Here is a 21,815-nt window from a genome sequence, read left to right as displayed (position 1 = left end):
ACCAGATCAATACCAAGGCATCACGGATGAGCAACACTGCAGACCTGAACAATCTGACCCGCACCCTGAAGGAAGGCGCCACGGCCATGGGCCTGGCGCTCTCCGCTGCCCAGATCGACAAGCTGATGGCATACCAGGCCCTGCTGGCCAAGTGGAACAAGGTCTACAACCTGACCGCCTTGCGTGATCCGGCACAGATGGTGACGCACCATCTGCTCGATTCGCTCTCGGCGGTGTCGGCCTTCGCCGGTGCCCAGCGTGTGCTGGATGTGGGTGCCGGCGGTGGCCTGCCGGGCATCGTGCTGGCCATCTGGGCGGCCGAGGCGCAGCCGCAGATGCAGATTACCCTGGTCGATACGGTCTCGAAGAAAACCGCCTTCCTCAATCAGGTGAAGGCCCAATTGCACCTGGGCAATGTGACCGTGCTGCATGCCCGGGTCGAGCAGTTGCCTGTCGAGCAACAATACGATGTCATCACTTCGCGTGCGTTTGCGGAACTGAAGGACTTCGTCACATGGTCGAACCACCTCCTGCAACAAGGTGGCAAGTACATCGCGCTCAAGGGCGTGCTGCCGCAGGAGGAAATCGACCGGTTGCCGGCGGGGTGGAAGGTGCAGCAAGTGCAGCCCCTGCAGGTACCGGGCCTGGATGCCGAACGGCATCTCATCTTCATGGAAAGAACGACCTGATGAACAAACTGAAACTGGCCCTGGTGGCCACCATGGTCTCGATGGCAGCCTATGGCGGCTTGGGCATGGCATCCGCCTCTGCTCAGGAGGTCAAGACGGTCCCTTCGGTGGACCTGAAGCGTTACGCCGGCAAGTGGTACGAAATCGCCAAGATTCCCAACAGCTTCCAGAAAAAATGCATTTCCGGCACCAGCGCAGAGTATTCCGCGCGCGATGATGGCATGATCGATGTCGTCAACCGCTGCAAGACGGCCGATGGCACGGAGGAAGCCAAGGGCGTGGCGCGGGTGGTCCCGGGCAGCAACAACAGCAAGCTGGAAGTGCGCTTTGCGCCGGCCTGGCTGTCCTGGATCCCGATGGTGTGGGGTGACTACTGGATCATGGACCTGGACGATCAATACACCCTGGCCACCGTGGGCAGCCCCTCGCGCGAATACCTGTGGATCCTCTCGCGCACGCCCACCATCAGTGACGAGCAATACGAGAACGCACTCAACAACGCCACCAAGCAAGGGTTCGATACCGCGCGGGTGGTCAAGAGCAAGCCGTAACACGGTACTCACATCAGGCCAGCGGCCCGGGCAGCAACCCGGGCCGCTCACATTCAAGGAGACCCACCATGCAGGCGATCTTTCATTCCCTCGGCATCACCGACATCTGGCAACTGATTGCGGCCACCATGGTGTTCCTGCTCCTGCCTGGTCCCGGCACCTTCTGCATGCTCACCTGCGCGGCCAAGAGCGGCTTGCGCGGCGGCTTCATGGCACAGGCCGGCATCATGCTGGGCGACATCGTGCTGATGTTCCTGGCCGCAGCCGGCGTGGCCGCTTTGCTGCATGCCAATCCCTTGCTGTTCCATGGCCTGCAATACCTGGGCGCGGCCTATCTGGCCTACCTGGGCGGACGTCTCCTGTTTGCAAGAGGCGAGGGCGGTGGTACAGTCGTACCCTTTTCCAATGCCGCAGATTTCCGGCGCGGCTTTTTGGTCACCTTGTTCAACCCGAAAGCCATCGTGTTCTACATGGCCTTCTTCCCGCTGTTCCTGGATCCGGCCACGCAGCAAGGCGCGCTGACCTTCTTCACGATGGGCGCAGTCATCAGCAGCTGCACCCTCCTGTATGGCAGTTTCCTGGTCATCGTCGGCAATGCCGCCGCGCGCCGCATGGCCCGCAATCGCACCATCGCCAAGCTGGCCTCACGGGCAGCCGGCGTGTTCCTGATCGGTTTCGGCATCAAGTTGACCACGCAATAACGCACTCATAAGAACGAACTATGGCAAAAATATTTTGTGTCGCCAACCAGAAAGGTGGCGTAGGCAAGACCACTACCGCAGTCAATCTCGCGGCTGGACTGGCACAACTGAACCAGCGCGTATTGCTGGCCGACCTCGATCCGCAAGGCAATGCCACCATGGGGGCGGGGATCAACAAGTCGACGCTGGAAGGCTCGATCTATGAAGTGCTGCTTGGCATGTCCGACATCCGCGCCGTACGCAAGCGTTCGGAGGCCGGCGGCTTCGACGTGCTGCCCGCCAACCGCGAACTGGCCGGTGCCGAAGTGGAAATGGTGGAACTGGAACAGCGCGAAGCGCGCCTGAAGATCGCCTTCGCCGCCGTCGCCGAGGACTATGACTTCATCCTCATCGACTGCCCGCCTGCGCTGTCGATGCTGACCCTGAACGGGCTGTGCTCGGCGCATGGCGTCATCATCCCGATGCAGTGCGAGTACTACGCGCTCGAAGGCTTGTCGGACCTGGTCAACACCATCAAGAAGGTGCACGCCAAGCTGAACCCGGAGCTGAAAGTCATTGGCCTGTTGCGCGTGATGTTCGATCCGCGCATGACGCTGTCGCAGCAGGTCTCGGACCAGCTGGAACAGCACTTCGGCGACAAGGTCTTCAAGACCGTCATCCCGCGCAATGTGCGACTGGCTGAAGCGCCTTCGTATGGTTTGCCGGGGGTGACCTTCGATCCTTCGTCCAAGGGCGCACAGGCTTACATCGCCTTCGGCGCGGAAATGGTTGAACGCATCAAGACGCTGTAATTCAGGCGCTGATCACAGCGCGAATTCAGGCGTGAATTCATACGCGAATTGACGCTTGAATTCACGCTCCAATGGCAGCACCTCCCAACGCCGTAATCACGCATCGTTTTCATCAGGCAATCGCATGGCAACTCTACCGAAAAAATCCAAGGGTCTGGGACGCGGACTGGACGCGCTTCTCGGCGGCTCCTCCGACATCACTGAAGAAGCCCAGGCGCAAGCTGCGCAGGGCCTGCCCACGGTGATGGCCGTGACCGAACTGCAGGCCGGCAAGTATCAGCCGCGTACCCGCATGGATGAAGGCGCGCTCAATGAACTGGCGGCCTCGATCAAGGAACAGGGTTTGCTGCAGCCCATCCTGATCCGCGCCATCGGCCAGAAGAACGGGAAAGATACCTACGAGATCATCGCCGGCGAACGCCGCTTCCGCGCGGCCAAGATCGCCGGGCTGACCGAGGTGCCGGTGCTGGTCAAGAACGTGGACGACCAGACCACGGCCGCCATGGCCCTGATCGAAAACATGCAGCGCGAGGATCTGAATCCCCTGGAAGAAGCCCAGGGCATTCATCGCCTCATCACCGATTTCGCCTTCACCCACGAGCAGGCGGCACTGGCCGTAGGACGCTCGCGCAGTGCGGTCTCCAACCTGCTGCGCCTGTTGAACCTGGCCAAGCCGGTGCAGACCATGCTCATGGCTGGCGACATCGACATGGGCCATGCCCGTGCGCTGCTGGCCGTCGATTCGGCGACGCAGATCCAGCTGGCCAACCAGATCGTGGCCAAGCGCATGTCGGTGCGCGATGCCGAGAAGCTGGTCACCCGCGCCAGCGCCGAGCAGGCCGCCAAGCCGCGCGAAGCCAAGGACAAGTCGCGCGACATCGCGCGCCTGGAAGAAGAACTCTCGGACCTGCTGGCCACCCAGGTCAGCATCAAGACCGGTGCCCGCAACAAGGGGCAGCTCATCATCAACTTCAACGACCTCGATGCGCTCGATGGCGTCATCGCACGCCTGCGCGGGGAGTCGGTGGAGAGCTGATCGCATCATCTTTCCGCATCAAAGCAAAAAGGGGCTGCTCCATTCGGAACATCCCCTTTTTTATTGATATAAATAATTTACGCCGACATCAGAAAGTCCGCTGCACATCTGAACGCGGCGGCAGCTGATAGCTCCAGGTCTCGGTCAGCGGCTTGCCGTTGGCGGTGAGCGCTGCGCGCAATTCCACTGCCTGCGCCACGTTGCGAATCTTCACCCGCAGCGTCAGGCGCCAGCCGTTGATGGCCGGATTGGGCTGCAGCTGGGCATCGATCAGTTCGCCATTGTTGGAAACATTCACCTGCGGCTGTACCGCCGTCCCTGCGGGCAGGGAACCCAGCGGCCCACCGGTGAAGTCCACCAGCAAGGCCGTGGTGCCATCAAAGGCGCGGATCAGGTTGGCTTGCGTGAGTTCGCCATCGGTATGGAAGGTCTGCTTCACCCAGCCCACTTCATTGTTGAGGATGGCGGGTTCATCCATGGTCCAATGGATGCGATAGTCATAAGCCAGCGGCGTGCCGCGTGCGGGTTGTTGCGCAGGCACCCAGTAGGCCACGATGTTGTCATTGGTCTCGTCGGCCGTCGGGATTTCAACCAGTTGTACGGCACCCTTGCCCCAGTCGCCCTTGGGTTCGATCCAGGCCGAGGGACGCAGGTCGTAGCGGTCCTTCAGGTCTTCATAGGAAGAGAATTCGCGGCCACGCTGCAGGAGGCCAAAGCCGCGCGGATTGGTGACCTCGAAGGAACTCACTTCCACGTTCTGCGGATCGTTCAACGGACGCCACAGCCACTCGCCGCTGCCCGTGTGGATCGCCAGGCCGTTGGAATCATGAATGGCCGGACGGAAGTTGCGGCGCGAGGATTGCTGGTTCGGTCCGAACAGGAACATGCTGGTCAGCGGCGCAATGCCCAGGCGGCCCACCTCGGCGCGCAGGAACACGCGGGCCTGCACATCGAGCAGGGCATCCTTGCCGGGCGTGAGCGTGAACTTGTAGGCGCCGGTCGCACGCGGCGAATCCAGCAGCGCGTAGAAGGTCAGCTGCTTTTCGCCCGGGGCCGGACGCTGTATCCAGAACTCGGTGAAATGCGGGAATTCTTCGCCGCTCATCATGGCGGTATCGATCGCCAGTCCGCGTGCCGAGAGTCCGTACACCTGTCCCTTGCCGATCACGCGGAAGTAGCTCGCGCCCAGCACGCTCATGACTTCATCTTCCTTGTCATCGCGATTGAGGGGATAGACCACGCGGAAGCCCGCATAGCCCAGGTGTGCCGTGCTGTCCCTGGCCAGCGCCAGGTCACCGAAGTTGAAGCGGTCGGTGCTGTAGCCCACGTCCTGCACGCGGCCATCGATGATTTCGTGGATGGCTACGGGGGCATTGAATTGCATGCCCTGGTGATAGAAGGCCAGCTTGAAGGGCGTCTTCTGGTCGCGCCATTCGAACTTCTCGCTCTTGGGCTGGATCTTCATGTAATCGGCGAACTGCATCGCCGCGAAGGTCGGCGAGAGATTGCTCACCGGCTTCTGATAGGGCTTGGCGGCCAGTTCCTTCGCGCGTGCCACCGCCTGGTTGAGGTCGAAGCCCTGCGCGCTCTGTGCCTGTACCGAGGCCGTCAGCAGGGATGCCGCGAGTACCAGGCCCTGCAGCAGGGGCCATTTCAATCCATGTCTGATCAATGCATTTCTCCATGAAGAAGCGGCGCGCGGACGTTGGAACCCGGGTCGCCGCCATGCGCCTGCGTGTCCCGCAGGCATCAAAACAGAATAATATAGCGAACCGTCCGGCTGGCTAAGCATCAAACAACGCTAGCAATAATTGCTCCCGCCGCTCCGGCTGCTGTCCCGCTTGTGCAGGTCACAGAGTAGAGGGCAGACTGCCGCCAAAGTTTAAAAAAGAGAGAGGAAACCCGTGTCCCACAAGCTTACCGAGCGGCAAGCCGCGCCCACGCGCCGTCCCCGCCTGGCCCTGGCCATGACCCTGTGCGCGCTGGCCTGCAGCGCCGCGCTCACCGGCCCGGCCGCCTACGCGCAAGCCAATCCCGCCTTGCTCGGCGACAAGACTGCCTTCATCGATGACCTGCTGCGCCAGATGACGCTGGAAGAAAAGATCGGGCAGTTGCGCCTGATCAGCATCGGCCCTGACATGCCCGCCAAGAAACTGGCCGAGGAACTGGCCGCCGGGCGCGTCGGCGGCACCTTCAATTCCATCACCCGCCCCGAGAATCGTCCGCTTCAGGACGGTGCCATGCGCTCGCGGCTGAAGATCCCGATGTTCTTCGCCTATGACGTCATCCACGGCCACCGCACTACCTTCCCGATTGGCCTGGGGCTGGCCTCCAGCTGGGACATGGACATCGTCGGACGCGCCATGCGCATCTCCGCCGAGGAAGCCGCAGCCGACAGCATCGACATGACCTTCGCACCCATGGTCGACATCAGCCGCGATCCGCGCTGGGGCCGCACGTCTGAAGGCTTTGGTGAAGATCCTTACCTGGTCTCGCGCATTGCCGAGGTCTCGGTACGCGCCCTGCAGGGCGACACCAAGCCCATCGCCGCCAACCGCGTGATGGCCAGCGTGAAGCATTTTGCGCTGTACGGTGCGGTCGAAGGCGGACGTGACTACAACGTCGTCAACATGGACCCGCAGCGCATGTACAACGACTACTTGCCGCCGTATCGCGCTGCCATCGATGCAGGCGCGGGAGCGGTCATGGTCGCGCTCAATTCCATCAACGGCGCACCGGCCACCTCCAACACCTGGCTGCTGCAGGACCTGTTGCGCAAGGATTGGGGCTTCAAGGGCCTGACCGTATCTGACCACGGTGCCATCACCGAACTGGTCAATCATGGCGTGGCACAGAACGATGCCGAAGCCGCGCGCCTGTCCATGAAGGCCGGCACCGACATGAGCATGGCCGACCAGGTCTACATCAAGCAATTGCCGGAGCTGGTGCGCTCGGGCAAGGTCTCTCAGCAGGAACTGGACAACGCCGTGCGCGACATCCTCGGAGCCAAGTACGACCTGGGCCTGTTCAAGGATCCGTATGTGCGCATCGGCCGTGCGGCCGATGATCCGGCTGATGTCTATGCCGACAGCCGCCTGCATCGCCGCGATGCGCGCGAAGTGGCGCAGCAGTCCATGGTGCTGCTGGAGAACCGCAACGCTGCGCTGCCGCTGAAGAAGAACGCACGCATCGCGTTGGTCGGCCCGCTGGCTGATTCGCACATCGACATGCTGGGCAGCTGGTCCGCCGCCGGCAAGGACAAGCAGACCATCACGCTGCGCCAAGGTTTGCAGGCGGCGATGGGAGGGCAGGGCAAGCTGGTCTACGCACGCGGTGCCAACATCACCGAAGACAAGCACATCGTCGATTACCTCAACTTCCTGAACTGGGATGATCCGGAAGTGGTGCAGGACAAGCGCAGCCCCAAGGCCATGATCGATGAGGCCGTGAAGGCAGCGCGCAATGCGGAGGTGATCGTGGCCGCCGTGGGCGAATCGCGCGGCATGTCGCATGAATCTTCCAGCCGTACTTCGCTGTCGCTGCCGCAGAGCCAGCTGGATCTGCTCAAGGCATTGAAGGCCACCGGCAAGCCGCTGGTGCTGGTGCTGATGAATGGCCGGCCGCTGGATCTGAACTGGGCGCGCGAGAATGCCTCGGCGATTCTGGAAACCTGGTACACCGGCACCGAGGGCGGCAATGCGATTGCCGACCTGCTCTTCGGCGACGTCAATCCTTCCGGCAAGCTGCCCATCACCTTCCCGCGTTCGGTTGGCCAGATCCCGAGTTACTACAACCATCCGCGCGTGGGCCGTCCCTATACCGAAGGCAAGCCGGGCAACTACACCTCGCAGTACTTTGATGAGCCGAATGGCCCGCTGTATCCGTTCGGATACGGTCTGAGCTATACCGAGTTCAAGCTCTCTGAAGTGCGCCTGTCGCAGCCGACCATGACGGCGGATGGCAAGGTGCAGGCCAGCGTGACGGTGAAGAACACGGGTCGCCGTGCGGGTGCGACTGTAGTGCAGTTGTACATCCGCGATGTGGCCGCGTCAGTGGTGCGTCCGGTCAAGGAGTTGAAGGATTTCCGCAAGGTGATGCTGCAGCCGGGTGAAGAGAAAGAGGTGCAATTCAGCATCGACCGCAAGGCGCTGTCCTTCTACAACGCCAAGCTGGAATACGTGGCCGAGCCGGGCGAATTCCAGGTGCAGATCGGGCTGGACTCCAAGGACGTGAAAACGGCATCGTTCAATCTGCAATAAAGCCGGACAGAAAAGAAAAATGGGCGCACTCGACAGTGCGCCCATTTTTTTTGCAGCAGCCAAAAATGATCTAAATCATTTATAAAAATCAGGCGTTACGCCTTTGCGGCATCACGCCATCACGCCATCACGGCTGCATCCTCTTCCTCCTCACCGAGGAAGCCGCCACTCTGATGCGACCACAAGCGCGCATACAAACCACCGGCGGCCAGCAATTCAGCGTGCGTGCCTTGCTCCACGATACGGCCCTGGTCCAGCACGATGAGCCTGTCCATCGCCGCAATGGTCGAGAGGCGGTGCGCAATGGCCACCACGGTCTTGCCTTCCATGAGCTTGTAGAGCGAGGTCTGGATGGCTGCTTCCACTTCCGAATCGAGCGCACTGGTGGCTTCATCCAGCAGCAGGATCGGCGCATCCTTCAACATCACGCGGGCAATGGCGATACGCTGGCGCTGGCCACCGGAAAGCTTCACGCCGCGCTCGCCCACGTGGGCGTCGTAACCGGTGCGGCCCTTGGCATCGGCCAGGGTGCCGATGAAGTCATGCGCCTCGGCCCGTTCAGCGGCGTGGATCATCTCGGCATCGCTGGCATCGGGACGGCCATAGGTGATGTTTTCCCGCACCGAGCGATGCAGCAGGGAAGTATCCTGCGTGACCATGCCGATCTGCGCGCGCAGGCTGTCCTGCGTGACGTGGGCGATGTCCTGGCCATCGATGGTGATGCGGCCGCCCTCGATATCGTAGAAGCGCAGCAGCAGGTTGACGATGGTCGATTTGCCGGCACCGGAGCGACCCACCAGGCCGATCTTTTCGCCGGGGCGAATCACCAGGTCCAGCTTGTCCACCACCGGGCGCGGGGCCGAGCCGCCATAGCTGAAGCTCACACCCTCAAAGCGCAGTTCGCCCTGGCTGACCTTGATCGGTTTGGCATCGGGCGCATCCTTGACCTCGTGTGCACGCGCCAGGGTGTTGATGCCATCCTGCACGGTACCCACGTGTTCGAACAGCGACGACATTTCCCACATCACCCAGTGCGCGATGCCGTTCAGGCGCAGCGCCATTGCCGTGCTGGCTGCCACCGCACCGACACCGACCTTGCCCTGGGTCCAGAGATACAGCGAGACCCCGGTAGCACCGATGATGAGCACCATGTTCAGGATGTGATTGACCACCTCGAAGCCCGACACCAGACGCATCTGGCGATTGACCGTGGTGAGGAATTCGCGCATGGCGCTGCGGGCGTAATCGGCCTCGCGCCCGGCATGCGAGAACAGCTTCACGGTGGCGATGTTGGTATAGGCATCGGTGATGCGCCCGGTCATCAGCGAGCGCGCATCGGCCTGGTTGCGTGCCACTGCCGACAGGCGCGGCACGAAGTAGCGCAAGGCCACCGCGAAGGCCGCCAGCCAGATGAAGAAGGGGGCCAGCATCCACATGTCGAAGCTGCCGACCACACCGATCAGGGTAGCGAAGTAGATGGCGATGAAGACCAGGATGTCGCCCACGATCATGCAGAAGTCGCGCACCGCCAGCGCGCTTTGCATGACCTTGGTGGCGACACGTCCGGCGAACTCGTTCTGATAGAAACTCATGCTCTGGCTCAACATGAGGCGATGGAAATTCCAGCGCAGCAGCATGGGGAAATTGCCCGCCAGGGTCTGGTGCTTGTACATGGTCTGCAGCGCGATCAGCAGCGGACTGGCCGCCAGGATCACCACCAGCCACACCAGGGTATGGCCTTCCTGCGCCCACAGCTGCGCCGGCTCGATCTTGGACAGCCAGTCGACGATGCGGCCGAGCGCAGCAAAGAGCAGTGCCTCGAAGATGCCGATGATGGCCGTCGTCAAGGTCATGGCGGCGATGTAGGGCCGCACGCCCTTGGTACAGAACCAGATGAAGCGCATGAAGCCGCGCGGCGGCGGCATCGGCTGCGACTCGGGATAGGGGTGGACCAGTTTTTCAAACCAGCTGAACATCAGGGAACTCCAAAAATCGGATCAGGGCCGACGGCGGTGCGACAGGCAGACTGCCAGCGAGGCAGCCACCAGCGTAGCGGCGCGGTCGGGCGTTGTTACTGTGGCATACCGGAAGGGAATATTGCGCGTGGCGGTACGCCGTTCATGCGCGGCGGGCAGATCGCTGCGGCAGCAGGGCCGCTATCGTGATCCCGGGGCAGGCCGCGAAATTGATGGAAGCCGCATCATCTCACATGCGACTGGCTTGCGTGTAGCAGAGCCCTGGGAAAACACTTGTCGGAAAATCGGAATGGTGACCCCGGCCGCATTTTCCGGTCCCTGTGATTGATCTGCGATACTGATGAATTGTCACCCTTGTATCTGTTTGAATCATGAATCTTTCCCAGGTTGCCGCCGCCTTCCGCCCCTTCGACACGCTGGCCGCGCAATTGTTGCCGCAGGTTGAGGATGACGCCGGCGATGGCTCGCATGACCTCTCGCATCTCTTGCGCGTATGGAACAACGCCCGCCGCCTGCAGGCCGAGGAGGGCGGCGACCTGCGCATTCTGCTGGCGGCCGTCATCCTGCACGACTGCGTGCGGGTGGAAAAGAATTCGCCGCTGCGCAGCCAGGCGTCCACGCTCTCTGCCCAACGCGCACAGGAGATTTTGCTGTCACTGGGATGGACGCGGGAGGAGGCACAGCGCGTGGCCCATGCCGTGCAGGCCCACAGCTATTCGGCGCAGATCACGCCGCTGACGCTGGAGGCGAAGATCGTGCAGGATGCTGACCGGCTGGACGCCATCGGGGCCATCGGCGTGGCGCGCTGTTTCTATGTAGCGGGGAGGATGGGATCGAGCCTCTATGAAGCGCTCGATCCGCAGGCGCAGCAACGGCCGCTGCAGGATACGCGCTATGCGCTGGATCATTTCCCGGCCAAGCTGTTCCGTTTGCAGGAAGGATTCCAGACGGCTGCCGGTGCCGCCATGGCGCAGGCGCGCCAGGAGAAGATGCGCGGGTTTGTGGAGCAATTCCTGGGCGAGCTGTAATGTAGAGCCTCGCCCGTTGTGCAGTCAGCCTGCTTGCGCCGTGCGACGAATCACGCTGACTGCTGCTTTGGATCACGCGGCCTTGCGCACCACTTCCAGCTTGGGCACCACGCGCAGCGGAACCTGCACGGTGTTGAGCACGGGCGCGAGTGCCGGGGTTGCCACCACGCCGGTTGCATCGGGCGCGTCCAGTTGGAACACACCGACTGCGCGCGTCAGGTTCACGGCCTGCTCCTGCAGCGTAGCCACTGCGGCAGTGGCTTCTTCCACCAGGGCTGCATTGTGCTGGGTCACCTGATCCATCAGCGCGATGGCCTTGTTGACTTCCTCGATACCCAGGCTCTGCTCGTGGCTGGCGGCCGAGATTTCACCCATCACATCGGTGACCTGCTGCACGCTGGCCACGATCTGCTCCATGGTCTCGCCGGCGCGTTCCACCAGGCGGGTACCGGTGTCCACATTGCCGACCGAGGTATCGATCAACTGCTTGATCTCCTTGGCGGCGGCGGCACTGCGCTGGGCCAGGTTGCGTACTTCGGTGGCCACCACCGCAAAACCGCGTCCCTGTTCGCCGGCCCGGGCCGCTTCCACGGCGGCATTCAAGGCCAGGATGTTGGTCTGGAAAGCGATGCTGTCGATCACGCCGATGATGTCGACGATCTTGCGCGAGGAGCTGTTGATGGCCGCCATGGTATCGACCACTTCTTCCACGATGGCACCGCCCTGCTTGGCGATATCGGAGGCGTTGCGTGCCAGTTGATTGGCTTCGCGGGCGTGGCCGTCGTTCTGCTTCACGGTGGCGGTGAGCTGCTCCATGGCCGAGGCGGTTTCTTCCAGCGAGGCGGCCTGGTCTTCGGTGCGCGCCGAGAGGTCGCTGTTGCCGGCGGCGATCTGGGCGCTGATGGTGGCCACGCCGGTGGCGGCATCGCGCACATGGGTCACGGTAGTGCGCAGGTTGCCGCTCATCTCGGAGAGTGCCGCCATGATGCTCTGGCGTTTGCCGCCGTCGCCGGCGCGGCTTGCGGCAGCGGCGTGATACAGCTCGCCGCGATCCACCGCCAGTGCCAGCTGCTTGACCTCATCGGGTTCCGCACCCAGCGCACCCCGGATGCTGCGGGTGATCAGCGTGGCCAGCACGGCACCGGCCACCAGCGCGGCACCCAGCAGCACCAGGATGAAGGCCTGGAAGCCGTGGGCGGTGCTGCGGGCCTTGGCGGATTCGATCTGGCTCATGCGTTCTTCCAGGTCGATGAAGTGATTGATGGTGGCCAGCCATTCGACGAAGGCCGGTTTTACCTGGGTCAGCAGCAGCTGGCGTGCGCCGTCGACATCGCCGGCGGTGCGCAGGGCGATGGCCTTGGCGGCCAGCGGCATGGTGCGGGCTTCGACCGCCTTGATGCGTTCCAGGCTGGCACGTTCATCCGCATTGACCTTCATGGTGGAGAAGACCGTATCGAGCGGCCGGGCCGATTGCTGGTAGTCGGCATCGAGCTTGTTGATCAGGGCAATCACGTCCTTGACCTCGGCGTCGCCCACCAGCGTCAGGTCACGCAGGGCAATGGCGCGGTCGTGCACGCTGCCACGGAAATTGATGGCATAGCGCTGCTTGACGCTGTTGTCCTCGCTCACCGTGGCCAGGCTGCCTTCGATGGCATTGACCTTGGAAATGCTGGCCACCGTCAGCACCAGCATCATCGCCAGCACCAGCGCAAAGCTCAGTGCCAGTTGGGCCGCCACGCTGAGCGAGCGGCGCTTGGGGGGAAGGGTCTGCATGGAATTCTCCGAAAGAGGGGCCGCTGGCCGTGCACGCTGCAGCCAAGAGCAGCATTGATGCACGGCAATATCGACGAAGACCGCAGTCTAGCCTTGTTCACGGGCGCGCGGGATTGATTGTTTCGATGCATTCCATAGCCCTTAATGCTCAATTGCAAAAGCATTAAGCGTTCCTTAATGCTTTCCAGGGCCTTCCTGATGCAGCTTTAAGCCTGAGTTAAGTCTTTTGCGGCAAGCTGGGCAGCAAAGAGGACAACATCCACAGGATTCGCCATGACCGAACAAACACCTGCCCGCCAGGCCAGCCACGCCAATCGCGCGACCCGCGCGGAGATATGGCGCCTCATCAAGCCCTTCTGGGTTTCCGAAGAAAAGTGGAAGGCCTGGGCCTTGCTGCTGGCCATCCTGGCCTTGAACCTGGGCATGGTCTACATCAACGTGCGGCTCAATTCCTGGAACCGCGACATGTACAACGTGCTGCAGTCGCGCGACTATCCGCAGTTCAAATCGCTGCTGTGGCAGTTCTCGGGGCTGGCCTTCGTCTTTGTGGCCATCGCCATCTACAGCGTCTACCTGAAGCAGGCGCTGCAGATCCGCTGGCGCTACTGGATGAGCACGCGCTACCTCGACCGCTGGCTGGCGCACCGCGCCTACTACCGCATCGAGCAGGGACAGGAGGGCCGCCTCTCCGACAACCCTGACCAGCGCATTGCCGAGGACCTGCATGCGCTGACCAGCGATACGCTGTCGCTGGTGCTGGGTTTCATTTCCAGCAGCGTGACGCTGTTCTCCTTCATCCACATCCTGTGGTCGGTGAGCGGGCCGCTGTCCTTTACGGCGCTGGGGCAATCGTGGGTCATTCCCGGCTACATGGTCTGGTTCGTGATCGCCTATGCCGCCATCGGCTCCGGTGTGGTGTGGTGGATCGGCCGTCCGCTGGTGGGATTGAGCTTCAACCAGGAACGCTTCGAGGCCAATTTCCGTTTCGGACTGATCCGCGTACGCGAGCATGCCGAGGCCGTGGCCCTGTATCGCGGCGAGCCGCAGGAGCGCGCACAGCTGACCGCCCGGCTGGATGACATCCGCGAGAACTGGTGGAACATCATGCGGCTGACCAAGAAGCTCAACGTGGCCGTGAATTTCTACGGGCAGTTCGCGGTGATCTTCCCCATGCTGGTGTCGGCACCGCGCTATTTTTCCGGGGCCATTTCGCTGGGGGTGCTGATGCAGATCAGCGATGCCTTCGGACAGGTGCAGGATGCGCTGTCGTGGTTCATCAATGCCTTCACCACGCTGGCCAGCTGGAAGGCTTCCATCAACCGGCTGGCGGGCTTCCATGCGGATGTCGAACGCGCTGCCGGCATGCCGCGCACGCTGGCCGTCACGCAGCATGGCGGCAGTGCGGTGACGCTGGAGGGCGTGCAGCTGTCCTTCCCCGATGGCAGCCTCATGCTGCGCCGCCTGGATGCGCGGGTGGAGTCGGGCGAGCACGTGCTCATCAGCGGTCCTTCCGGTTGCGGCAAGTCGACCCTGATCCGCGCCATGGCCGACATCTGGCCTTACGGCGAGGGCCGCATCGCGCTGCCGCAGGATGCGCCCGCGATGTTCCTGCCCCAGCGCAGCTACCTGCCCATCGGCACGCTGCGTGCAGCGCTCTCGTATCCCGCCGCCGAGGGCAGTTTCGAGGATGCACTCATTACGCGTTACCTGGGTTTGTGCCGTCTTGCGCATCTTGCATCGCGGCTGGACGTGGCGGCCAACTGGAGCCAGGCGCTGTCACCGGGCGAGCAGCAGCGCCTGGCATTCGTGCGGGTGTTCCTGAACCGTCCGCGCCTGGTGTTCCTGGACGAGGCCAGCAGCGCCATGGATGGCGAGACCGAGGAAGCACTCTATGCCGCCTTGCCGCGCGAGTTGCCGGGCGTGACCGTGATCAGCATCGCCCACCGCGAGACGCTGGCGCGCTTCCATGACGTGCGCTGGAAATTCGTGCCGCCCGCCGCCGGCGAGGGGGCCGGACATCGTGTGGAGGCGCTGCCGATAGCGGCGTGAGGGCAGGGCGACGTTATACCGTTTTTGCATGGGGGCGCCGGAAGCTGCGTGACAGAATGGATTCATCGCGGCACGGTTGCCGCCTTCACCCGATCACTCTCGATTACCGGAAAGCCCATCATGAACGATCCCATCGTCTACCTCAACGGCGAACTCACGCCCCTCTCTGAAGCCCGCGTGCCGGTGCTGGACCGCGGCTTCATCTTTGGCGATGGCATCTATGAGGTGATCCCCATGTATCGCCGCAAGGCGTTCCGTGGCCAGCAACACCTGGCGCGGCTGTTCCGCAGCCTCGACAGCATCGGTATTCCGAATCCGCATGACGAAGCCGGCTGGAATGCCCTCATCGACCAGGTGGTCGAGGCCAACGGTTTGGACGACCAGATGATCTACCTGCAGGTCACCCGTGGCGTGGCCAAGCGGGTGCATGCCTTCCCCAAGGAGGTGGTGCCGACGGTGCTGATCATGACCAATCCGATGGCCCTGCCGCCGGCTGCGTCCATCGAGAAGGGCGTGGCCTGCGTGAGCATGGAAGACCGCCGCTGGCTGAACTGCCAGATCAAGTCGACGTCGCTGCTGGGCAATGTGCTGGCGGCGCAATTTGCGGCCGAGCACCAGGTGACCGAAGCGATCCAGTTCCGTGATGGCTATCTGTCGGAGGCGTCGTCCTCCAACGTGTGGGTGGTCAAGGATGGCAAGATTTCCGCGCCGCCCAAGGACAACCTGATCCTGGAAGGCATCCGCTATGGCCTGATGGAAGAGCTGTGCGCCGAGCAGGGCATCGTGCTGGAGTCGCGTCGCATCACGCGTGAGGAAGTGCTGGCGGCTGATGAACTCATGATTTCCTCGGCCAGCAAGGAAGTGCTGCCGGTGGTCACGCTCGATGGCCAGCCGGTCGGCAGCGGCCAGCCGGGGCCGGTGTTTGCCAAGGTGTATGCGGCGTATCAGGCGGCCAAGGCGCGGCTGTAAGAGATTTGCAGCTTGTCATGATCAACGGGTGGCGCTGCGGTTTTCTGCACGCCGCCCCGCCCGCATGGCGTAGAATGCAGGCATTCCCCACCCGAGTCCCCCCGCTTGAAGCCCGCAGGTTCATCCCCATCTGGGAGCATTGAAACCGGAGCGCCAGGCGGACAACGCCAAGGCGGTTTGCCATGACTATGCCCACTATTTCCCCTGAAGAATCCCTGATCGAGTATCCGAGCGACTTCCCCATCAAGGTGGTCGGGATCACCCATGATGCCTTCGCCGAGACCATCGTCGCCATGGTCACCGAGCATGACCCCGAGTTTCACGCGGGCAAGGTCGAGATGCGTCCCTCCACCCAGGGCAAGTACCTGTCGCTGACCCTGACCGTGCGCGCCACCAGCCGCACCCAGCTCGACAACATCTACCGCGCGCTCTCCACGCACGAGATGGTCAAGTTCGTGCTCTGAGGTCAATAGTCTCCTCGCGAAAACCGGCGCAGCCCGCAAGGCGCGCCGGTTTTTTCATGGCCGCATCACTTCTTGCGGGTTGACGTTTTCTGCACCTTGGCCGGCCATTCCGACTGCGCCTGGAATTGCCGCATCTCTTCCACGATCCATTTCCTGAAAGCCGCCACCCCGGGCTTCTCCAGACCCTCCGGCAGGTGCACCAGGTAGTGCGCCTCCTCGCACAGCTGCGCCACGTCGAACAGCCGCACCAGCGTGCCGCTGGCGATCTCCTGCCAGGCAATCGTATGGCGCGAGAGCGCCACCCCCTTGCCCTCCACCGCATGGCGCAGCGTCAGCGAAGAATCCTCCACCACCAGCGTGCCGCGCGGCTCGGGCAGGTCCAGCCCGGCCAGCGTCAGCCACGGTTGCCAGGATTCGCGCGTATCCATGCGCAGCAGCGTGCAGTGCACCAGGTCGGCGGGACGCACCAGCTTCTTGTTCTGCTTGCCGCGATAGCCGGGCGCGGCCACCGGGTAGTAGTAGTCCTCGCTCAGTTTCTCGGTGACCACGCCCGCGTACTGGCCCCGGCCAAAGCGGATGCCGATGTCCACCCCGTCCAGCCGCAGGTCGACCAGATGGCTGCCCGATTGCAGCACCACCTCGATTTCCGGATGGACATCGATGAACTTCCACAGGCGCGGCGCCAGCCAGCGTGAAGCGAAGGAGGGCGTGGCCGAGATCACCAGCCGCTGCTGGCGCGTCTGGCTGCGCAGGTGGTCGGCCGCTTGCGCGATCTCGCCCAGGGCCTTGCGGATGGTGGCGGCGAAGCGTTCACCGGTCTCGGTGATGGAAATGCGCTTGCCATGGCGATGGAACAGCTGCAGGCCCAGGTCTTCCTCCAGCGCGCGCACCTGGTGGCTGATGGCGCCGGGAGTGACGTGCACTTCTTCGGCCGCACGCGAGAAGCAGCCATGGCGGGCGGCCGCATCGAAGGCGCGCAGGGCGGCCAGGTTGGGGAGCTTGCGCAAATCGGCCATGACGGCTCCTTGTGAATTCAATTAGCAAGGAGAACCAATATATATCGTTTTGCCGCGCTTGCGGGCTTTCCTACAATGATGACTCATCACACATCATTCCAGGCATTTCCCCCCTTGCAGCCGCACCCTCCAGGGCATCGCGGCAGGGACGCGGCTTGCCTGGCGAATCAGGCAGTCGAGCAAAGGAGCCAGCGCCATGACAATTTCATTCACAGATCCCAGCCTCCCGGGCCAGTTGCAGGAAGGCCAGGTACAGACCCGTCGCCTGCAGGGCGGCGTGCGCATCCGTGTGACCTCCGGACTGGTGTGGCTGACCATTGCCGGCTGCCGCGAGGATATCTGGCTCAAGGCCGGCCGCTGCTTTGATTTTCACGAGCGCGGCGAGGCCATCTTCGAAGCGGTCAACGGTGCGGCCGAATTCACGGTCACTCCCTTGCCTCCCAAGGGGGCCAGCGACGATACGGTACGTATTGCCAAGCTCCTGCCGCACGGCCTGATCCGCTGGTTCTGATACGGGCAAAGAGGAATTTCGCTACACTGGCGGGCATGCAAACCGCACTGCCCACCGCCAGCACGCCCGTGGCTGGCGCCCGCCGGCCCGAGATCGTCCGGCGCGGCGTCGAGCCCTACGAGGCGAGCTTCGCCGCCATGCGCGCCTATACCGATGCGCGCACCGCCGATACCCCCGACCAGCTCTGGATCGTCGAGCATCCCCCTGTCTACACGCTGGGCTTGGGTGCAGACCGCGCCCATGTGTTGAATCCGCACGACATCCCGATTGTCCAGACCGACCGTGGCGGCGAGGTCACTTACCACGGCCCTGGCCAGGTGGTGATCTACCTGTTGATGGACCTGCGCCGCAACCGCAGCGGGGCGCGCCTGTTCGCCCGCGAATTCGTGCACAACATCGAAGAGGCGGTGATCGCCACGCTGGCGGCGTATAATCTGGCCGGTGTACGCAAGGAGGGGGCGCCCGGCATCTACGCCGCCGACGGCCCCTGGCAGGGCGCCAAGGTGGCCGCGCTGGGCTTGAAGATACGGGGCAACGGCTGCACTTACCATGGTGTTTCGCTCAACGTGGCGATGGACCTGGCACCGTTTTCCTGGATCAACCCCTGCGGCTACGAAGGCCTGGCCACCGTGGACATGCAGACCCTCGGGGCTGCCGATGCCCGGCTGGACGCTGTCCAGGACTTGCTTGCCGACCAACTGATCGCCCGCTTCGCGGGCATGGCTTGAGCCCCACGCGCCGCGAGCGCCCGGGGCCGGAACGACCGACATGACTACCGAACTCACTCCCGCAGCAGATTCTTCCTCCAATGCCACCGGCTCGGCGCGCGCCAATCCGCTGGACAAGCAGAAGGGCGCCGGCAAGACCGCCTGGATCCCGATCAAGGTGGTGGCCGCCGAAAAGCTGAAGAAGCCGGACTGGATTCGCGTCAAGGCCGGTTCGCCCACCACGCGTTTCTACGAGATCAAGGACATCCTGCGCGCCAACAACCTGGTGACGGTCTGTGAGGAAGCCTCCTGCCCCAACATCGGCGAGTGCTTCGGCAAGGGCACCGCGACCTTCATGATCATGGGCGACAAGTGCACCCGCCGCTGCCCCTTCTGCGACGTCGGCCACGGCCGCCCCGATCCGCTGGACCCCAACGAGCCGGAAAACCTGGCCAAGACCATCGCCCAGCTGCGCCTGTCCTACGTCGTCATCACCAGCGTGGACCGCGACGACCTGCGCGATGGCGGTGCGGCGCACTTCGCAGCCTGCATCCAGCGTGTACGTGAATTGTCGCCCGAGACCCGCATCGAAATCCTGACCCCGGACTTCCGTGGCCGCATGGACCGTGCGCTGGAAATCCTCAAGATGGCCCCGCCGGATGTGATGAACCACAACCTCGAAACCGCACCGCGCCTCTACAAGGAAGCGCGTCCGGGGTCGGATTACGAATATTCGCTGAGCCTGTTGAAGCGCTTCAAGGACCTGCATCCGGAAGTGCCGACCAAGTCCGGCATCATGGTGGGCCTGGGCGAAACCGACGAGGAAGTGCTGCAGGTCATGCGCGACATGCGCGCGCACAACGTCGACATGCTCACCATCGGCCAGTACCTGATGCCCAGCGGCGACCACCTGCCGGTGCGCCGCTACGTGCACCCCGACACCTTCAAGATGTACGAGGAAGAGGCCTACAAGATGGGCTTCGTGCATGCCGCCGTGGGCGCGATGGTGCGCTCGAGCTACCATGCGGATCAGCAGGCGCACGGGTTGGTCTGACCCGCTGCTTTCCGCTTCCATCCCCCCGCAAGCGATGCTGCACCCTCTCTGGCACCAGGCGATCGATGCCGACAAGGCCAGGCTGGATGCGGCACGCCCGCTGCCGCAACACACGGTCGCCTCGCTGCGCGACAAGCTGGTACTGGAGTGGACGTATCACTCCAATGCCATCGAGGGCAACACACTGACCCTGCGCGAAACCAAGGTAGTGCTGGAAGGCATCACCGTCGGTGGCAAGTCGCTGCGCGAGCACTTCGAGGCCATCAATCACCGCGATGCCATCCTCTTCGTCGAGCAGGTCGTGGCCGGCTGCGAGCCCCTGAGCGAAGCGCACATCAAGGACATCCACAGTCTCGTGCTCAAGGGGATCGATGCCGATGAAGCCGGCCGCTATCGCCGCGAGAACGTGGTGATCGCCGGCGCCAGCACCACCCCGCCCGATTTCCTGCATCTCAACGATGAAATGCGCGCCTTGCTGGCGTGGTATCAGCAGGCCGGCAGCCTGCATGCGGTCGAACGTGCAGCGCAATTGCATACGCGCTTCGTGAAGATCCATCCCTTCATCGATGGCAATGGCCGCAGCGGCCGCCTGCTGTTGAACCTGGAACTGATGAAATCCGGCTATCCCCCGGCGGTCATCCGCAAGGAAGACCGGCTGGCGTATTACGACGCCCTTGATGAGGCCTGCGTCAGCGGCGACCATGCGGCCATCACCACCCTCGTGGCCGAGAGCGTGCAGCGTTCGCTGCGCTTGTATCTGGATCTGCTGCCTGCTCCCGGATGAGCCGCGTCAGCTCAATCGCCTGATCAGCTCCATCACCCATTCAAATTTGTTTCCATAAGGCGGATGCAAGAGCGACCCGCCGTTCCAACGCGCCTGCCGGAACACCGGCTTGCGCTTGCTGAAGGTATCGAAACCCCAGCGCCCGTGATACGCGCCCATGCCGCTTTCGCCGACGCCGCCAAAGGGCTGCTCCTCCTGCACCAGGTGCCACAGGCAATCATTGATGGTCACGCCGCCCGCATGGGTCTGCCGCAGCACCTGTTCGCGCCGTGCCGCATCCTCGCCGAACCAGTACAGCGCCAGCGGGCGCGGACCTTGCCGCACATGGGCGATGGCTTGCTCGGGTGTTTCGTATTCGAGGATGGGTAGCACCGGCCCGAAGATCTCTTCCTGCAGCACCCGCATCGACGCAGTCGCGCCCAGGATCAGCGTGGGCGCCAGCTTGCGGCTCCGGCCCAGGTCTTCACCGGCCGGGTTCACCTCGATCACTTGCGCACCCGCCGCACGCGCCTCTTCCACCAGCGCCTGCAATCGCGCCCGATGGCGCGGGCTGATGATGGCGGTGTAGTCCGCATTGTCGTGCAGGCGCGGATACAGCCGACCCATCGCTTCGGCCAGTTGCTGCGCCACACTGGCCGCCTGGCCACGCGGCACCAGCAGGTAATCCGGCGCCACGCAGGTCTGCCCGGCATTGAGCAGCTTGCCGAAGGCGATGCGCTGCAGGCTGGCCGGCAAGCGGCACGAGGCATCGAGAATGGCCGGCGATTTGCCGCCCAGTTCCAGCGTCACCGGAGTCAGGTTGGCCGCCGCCAGTTGCGCGATCTGGCGCCCGACCTGGGTCGATCCGGTAAAGAACAGGTGATCGAACGGCAGCGATGCAAACGCCTGTCCGATGCTGGCGTCCCCGGTGACCACGGCCATTTCCTCCGGGGCGTAGTAACGCGCGACCAGCTCGGCCAGCAGGGCCGAGAGCCGGGGCGTGAGTTCCGAGGGTTTGAGCAGCACGCGGTTGCCCGCCGCCAGGGCCGCCAGCGCCGGGCCCAGCGCCAGTTGCAGCGGGTAATTCCATGGCGAGATGATGCCCACCACGCCCAGCGGCTGCGCCAGCAGGCGATTGCTGCCGGGCAGGAAGTGCAGGGCGGTGGCCACGCGTTGCGGACGCATCCAGCGTTTCAGGTGCGACTGCGCATGGCGGATTCCGGCGCGCAGAACGAACAGTTCGGCCATCCGTGTCTCATGGTGCGAGCGGCCCCCGAAGTCGGCGTCGATGGCGGCGATGAGGGCTGCTTCGTGCTCGCCCATGAGGGTCTGCAGGCGCGCCAGCCGGTCCATGCGCACTGCGTGCGAGGGATCACTGTCGGCAGCAAACGCCTGTTGCTGCGCGATGAAAAGCTGCTGCAATTCTGCAGCGGTGGTATCAGTCATTGATGCATCCTTGCATGGTGTCATCGAACAGT

19 protein-coding genes are annotated in these 21,815 nt (G+C 63.3%); 14 read left to right on the top strand and 5 right to left on the bottom strand.

Going from position 1 to position 21,815, the window contains the following annotated elements:
- Positions 1–26: 26 nt before the first annotated feature.
- From rsmG to ACWFUC_RS04775, 5 genes are all read left to right on the top strand, one after another.
- On the top strand, positions 27–689 hold the full coding sequence (gene rsmG, locus ACWFUC_RS04795; protein WP_039782933.1) for a 16S rRNA (guanine(527)-N(7))-methyltransferase RsmG: 663 nt from the start codon (positions 27–29) through the stop codon (positions 687–689).
- The gene (locus ACWFUC_RS04790; RefSeq protein ID WP_121037416.1) at positions 689–1,240 is read left to right on the top strand and encodes a lipocalin family protein; all 552 of its coding nucleotides are present in this window, start codon (positions 689–691) and stop codon (positions 1,238–1,240) included. Before rsmG ends, ACWFUC_RS04790 begins: the two co-directional genes overlap by 1 nt.
- Positions 1,241–1,308: 68 nt before the next feature.
- The gene (gene leuE / locus ACWFUC_RS04785; protein ID WP_489624246.1) at positions 1,309–1,941 is read left to right on the top strand and encodes a leucine efflux protein LeuE; all 633 of its coding nucleotides are present in this window, start codon (positions 1,309–1,311) and stop codon (positions 1,939–1,941) included.
- A 20-nt stretch (positions 1,942–1,961) separates the two neighbouring features.
- Entirely contained in the window at positions 1,962–2,732 is a 771-nt protein-coding gene (locus ACWFUC_RS04780) for a ParA family protein (RefSeq protein WP_039789186.1), read from the top strand.
- A gap of 124 nt (positions 2,733–2,856) precedes the next feature.
- Positions 2,857–3,768, top strand: coding sequence for a ParB/RepB/Spo0J family partition protein (locus ACWFUC_RS04775; RefSeq protein WP_034335237.1), 912 nt, complete (start codon positions 2,857–2,859; stop codon positions 3,766–3,768).
- An 88-nt stretch (positions 3,769–3,856) separates the two neighbouring features.
- On the opposite strand, the gene ACWFUC_RS04770 is transcribed toward ACWFUC_RS04775, so the two are convergent.
- Positions 3,857–5,413: a glucan biosynthesis protein G gene (locus ACWFUC_RS04770; RefSeq protein WP_489625517.1), complete on the bottom strand. Its 1,557-nt coding sequence runs from the start codon at positions 5,411–5,413 to the stop codon at positions 3,857–3,859.
- 259 nt (positions 5,414–5,672) lie between these two features.
- On the opposite strand from ACWFUC_RS04770, the gene bglX reads away from it, so the two are divergent.
- Positions 5,673–8,027 carry a beta-glucosidase BglX gene (gene bglX / locus ACWFUC_RS04765; protein WP_489624245.1) on the top strand — a complete coding sequence of 785 codons (2,355 nt, stop codon included), beginning with the start codon at positions 5,673–5,675 and terminating at the stop codon, positions 8,025–8,027.
- Positions 8,028–8,146: 119 nt separating this feature from the next.
- Here bglX and ACWFUC_RS04760 read toward each other — a convergent pair whose 3' ends face one another.
- Positions 8,147–10,003, bottom strand: coding sequence for an ABC transporter ATP-binding protein (locus ACWFUC_RS04760; protein ID WP_489624244.1), 1,857 nt, complete (start codon positions 10,001–10,003; stop codon positions 8,147–8,149).
- A 371-nt stretch (positions 10,004–10,374) separates the two neighbouring features.
- Here ACWFUC_RS04760 and ACWFUC_RS04755 point away from each other — a divergent pair, with 371 nt between their 5' ends.
- Entirely contained in the window at positions 10,375–11,031 is a 657-nt protein-coding gene (locus ACWFUC_RS04755) for an HD domain-containing protein (protein WP_252697482.1), read from the top strand.
- 72 nt (positions 11,032–11,103) lie between these two features.
- On the opposite strand, the gene ACWFUC_RS04750 is transcribed toward ACWFUC_RS04755, so the two are convergent.
- Positions 11,104–12,804, bottom strand: a complete 1,701-nt coding sequence (locus ACWFUC_RS04750) for a methyl-accepting chemotaxis protein (RefSeq protein ID WP_489624243.1) — start codon at positions 12,802–12,804, stop codon at positions 11,104–11,106.
- A gap of 273 nt (positions 12,805–13,077) precedes the next feature.
- On the opposite strand from ACWFUC_RS04750, the gene ACWFUC_RS04745 reads away from it, so the two are divergent.
- From ACWFUC_RS04745 to ACWFUC_RS04735, 3 genes are all read left to right on the top strand, one after another.
- A complete protein-coding gene (locus ACWFUC_RS04745) occupies positions 13,078–14,853 on the top strand; it encodes an ABC transporter ATP-binding protein/permease (RefSeq protein WP_134223969.1) in 1,776 nt (591 codons plus the stop codon).
- Positions 14,854–14,973: 120 nt separating this feature from the next.
- Complete coding sequence (locus ACWFUC_RS04740; protein ID WP_134137680.1) at positions 14,974–15,822, top strand: D-amino acid aminotransferase; 849 nt, start codon at positions 14,974–14,976, stop codon at positions 15,820–15,822.
- A 182-nt stretch (positions 15,823–16,004) separates the two neighbouring features.
- Complete coding sequence (locus tag ACWFUC_RS04735) at positions 16,005–16,286, top strand: HP0495 family protein (RefSeq protein WP_034335218.1); 282 nt, start codon at positions 16,005–16,007, stop codon at positions 16,284–16,286.
- Positions 16,287–16,351: 65 nt separating this feature from the next.
- Here the strand turns inward: ACWFUC_RS04735 and gcvA are convergent, their stop codons facing one another.
- Positions 16,352–17,302 (bottom strand): transcriptional regulator GcvA, encoded by a 951-nt coding sequence (gcvA, locus tag ACWFUC_RS04730; protein ID WP_489624242.1) that lies wholly within the window; start codon positions 17,300–17,302, stop codon positions 16,352–16,354.
- Positions 17,303–17,498: 196 nt separating this feature from the next.
- On the opposite strand from gcvA, the gene ACWFUC_RS04725 reads away from it, so the two are divergent.
- Genes ACWFUC_RS04725 through ACWFUC_RS04710 form a run of 4 tightly spaced genes read left to right on the top strand, consistent with a single transcriptional unit; the run spans position 17,499 to position 20,358 of the window.
- A complete protein-coding gene (locus tag ACWFUC_RS04725; RefSeq protein WP_489624241.1) occupies positions 17,499–17,813 on the top strand; it encodes a DUF2917 domain-containing protein in 315 nt (104 codons plus the stop codon).
- A gap of 35 nt (positions 17,814–17,848) precedes the next feature.
- The gene (gene lipB / locus ACWFUC_RS04720) at positions 17,849–18,541 is read left to right on the top strand and encodes a lipoyl(octanoyl) transferase LipB (RefSeq protein WP_276842421.1); all 693 of its coding nucleotides are present in this window, start codon (positions 17,849–17,851) and stop codon (positions 18,539–18,541) included.
- A gap of 40 nt (positions 18,542–18,581) precedes the next feature.
- Positions 18,582–19,574: a lipoyl synthase gene (gene lipA, locus ACWFUC_RS04715; RefSeq protein ID WP_008333855.1), complete on the top strand. Its 993-nt coding sequence runs from the start codon at positions 18,582–18,584 to the stop codon at positions 19,572–19,574.
- Between the two features lie 34 nt (positions 19,575–19,608).
- Complete coding sequence (locus ACWFUC_RS04710) at positions 19,609–20,358, top strand: Fic family protein (protein ID WP_489624240.1); 750 nt, start codon at positions 19,609–19,611, stop codon at positions 20,356–20,358.
- A gap of 6 nt (positions 20,359–20,364) precedes the next feature.
- On the opposite strand, the gene ACWFUC_RS04705 is transcribed toward ACWFUC_RS04710, so the two are convergent.
- Complete coding sequence (locus ACWFUC_RS04705; protein ID WP_489624239.1) at positions 20,365–21,783, bottom strand: coniferyl aldehyde dehydrogenase; 1,419 nt, start codon at positions 21,781–21,783, stop codon at positions 20,365–20,367.
- Positions 21,784–21,815 lie beyond the last annotated feature (32 nt).

The organism is Herbaspirillum sp. Her4, assembly GCF_057961335.1.
Note: the sequence above shows the minus strand (reverse complement) of the source record. Positions and strands in the feature narration are given on the sequence as shown.

Excerpts from the sequence above, each read along its gene's own strand:
- ACWFUC_RS04710 (WP_489624240.1), top strand. The coding sequence starts at position 19,609 with ATGCTGCACCCTCTCTGGCACCAGGCGATCGATGCCGACAAGGCCAGG.
- leuE (WP_489624246.1), top strand. The coding sequence starts at position 1,309 with ATGCAGGCGATCTTTCATTCCCTCGGCATCACCGACATCTGGCAACTG.
- ACWFUC_RS04745 (WP_134223969.1), top strand. The coding sequence starts at position 13,078 with ATGACCGAACAAACACCTGCCCGCCAGGCCAGCCACGCCAATCGCGCG.
- ACWFUC_RS04760 (WP_489624244.1), bottom strand. The coding sequence starts at position 10,003 with ATGTTCAGCTGGTTTGAAAAACTGGTCCACCCCTATCCCGAGTCGCAG.
- ACWFUC_RS04790 (WP_121037416.1), top strand. The coding sequence starts at position 689 with ATGAACAAACTGAAACTGGCCCTGGTGGCCACCATGGTCTCGATGGCA.
- ACWFUC_RS04740 (WP_134137680.1), top strand. The coding sequence starts at position 14,974 with ATGAACGATCCCATCGTCTACCTCAACGGCGAACTCACGCCCCTCTCT.
- ACWFUC_RS04755 (WP_252697482.1), top strand. The coding sequence starts at position 10,375 with ATGAATCTTTCCCAGGTTGCCGCCGCCTTCCGCCCCTTCGACACGCTG.
- ACWFUC_RS04775 (WP_034335237.1), top strand. The coding sequence starts at position 2,857 with ATGGCAACTCTACCGAAAAAATCCAAGGGTCTGGGACGCGGACTGGAC.
- gcvA (WP_489624242.1), bottom strand. The coding sequence starts at position 17,302 with ATGGCCGATTTGCGCAAGCTCCCCAACCTGGCCGCCCTGCGCGCCTTC.
- ACWFUC_RS04780 (WP_039789186.1), top strand. The coding sequence starts at position 1,962 with ATGGCAAAAATATTTTGTGTCGCCAACCAGAAAGGTGGCGTAGGCAAG.
- ACWFUC_RS04725 (WP_489624241.1), top strand. The coding sequence starts at position 17,499 with ATGACAATTTCATTCACAGATCCCAGCCTCCCGGGCCAGTTGCAGGAA.
- rsmG (WP_039782933.1), top strand. The coding sequence starts at position 27 with ATGAGCAACACTGCAGACCTGAACAATCTGACCCGCACCCTGAAGGAA.
- lipA (WP_008333855.1), top strand. The coding sequence starts at position 18,582 with ATGACTACCGAACTCACTCCCGCAGCAGATTCTTCCTCCAATGCCACC.
- ACWFUC_RS04750 (WP_489624243.1), bottom strand. The coding sequence starts at position 12,804 with ATGCAGACCCTTCCCCCCAAGCGCCGCTCGCTCAGCGTGGCGGCCCAA.
- lipB (WP_276842421.1), top strand. The coding sequence starts at position 17,849 with ATGCAAACCGCACTGCCCACCGCCAGCACGCCCGTGGCTGGCGCCCGC.
- ACWFUC_RS04705 (WP_489624239.1), bottom strand. The coding sequence starts at position 21,783 with ATGACTGATACCACCGCTGCAGAATTGCAGCAGCTTTTCATCGCGCAG.
- ACWFUC_RS04735 (WP_034335218.1), top strand. The coding sequence starts at position 16,005 with ATGACTATGCCCACTATTTCCCCTGAAGAATCCCTGATCGAGTATCCG.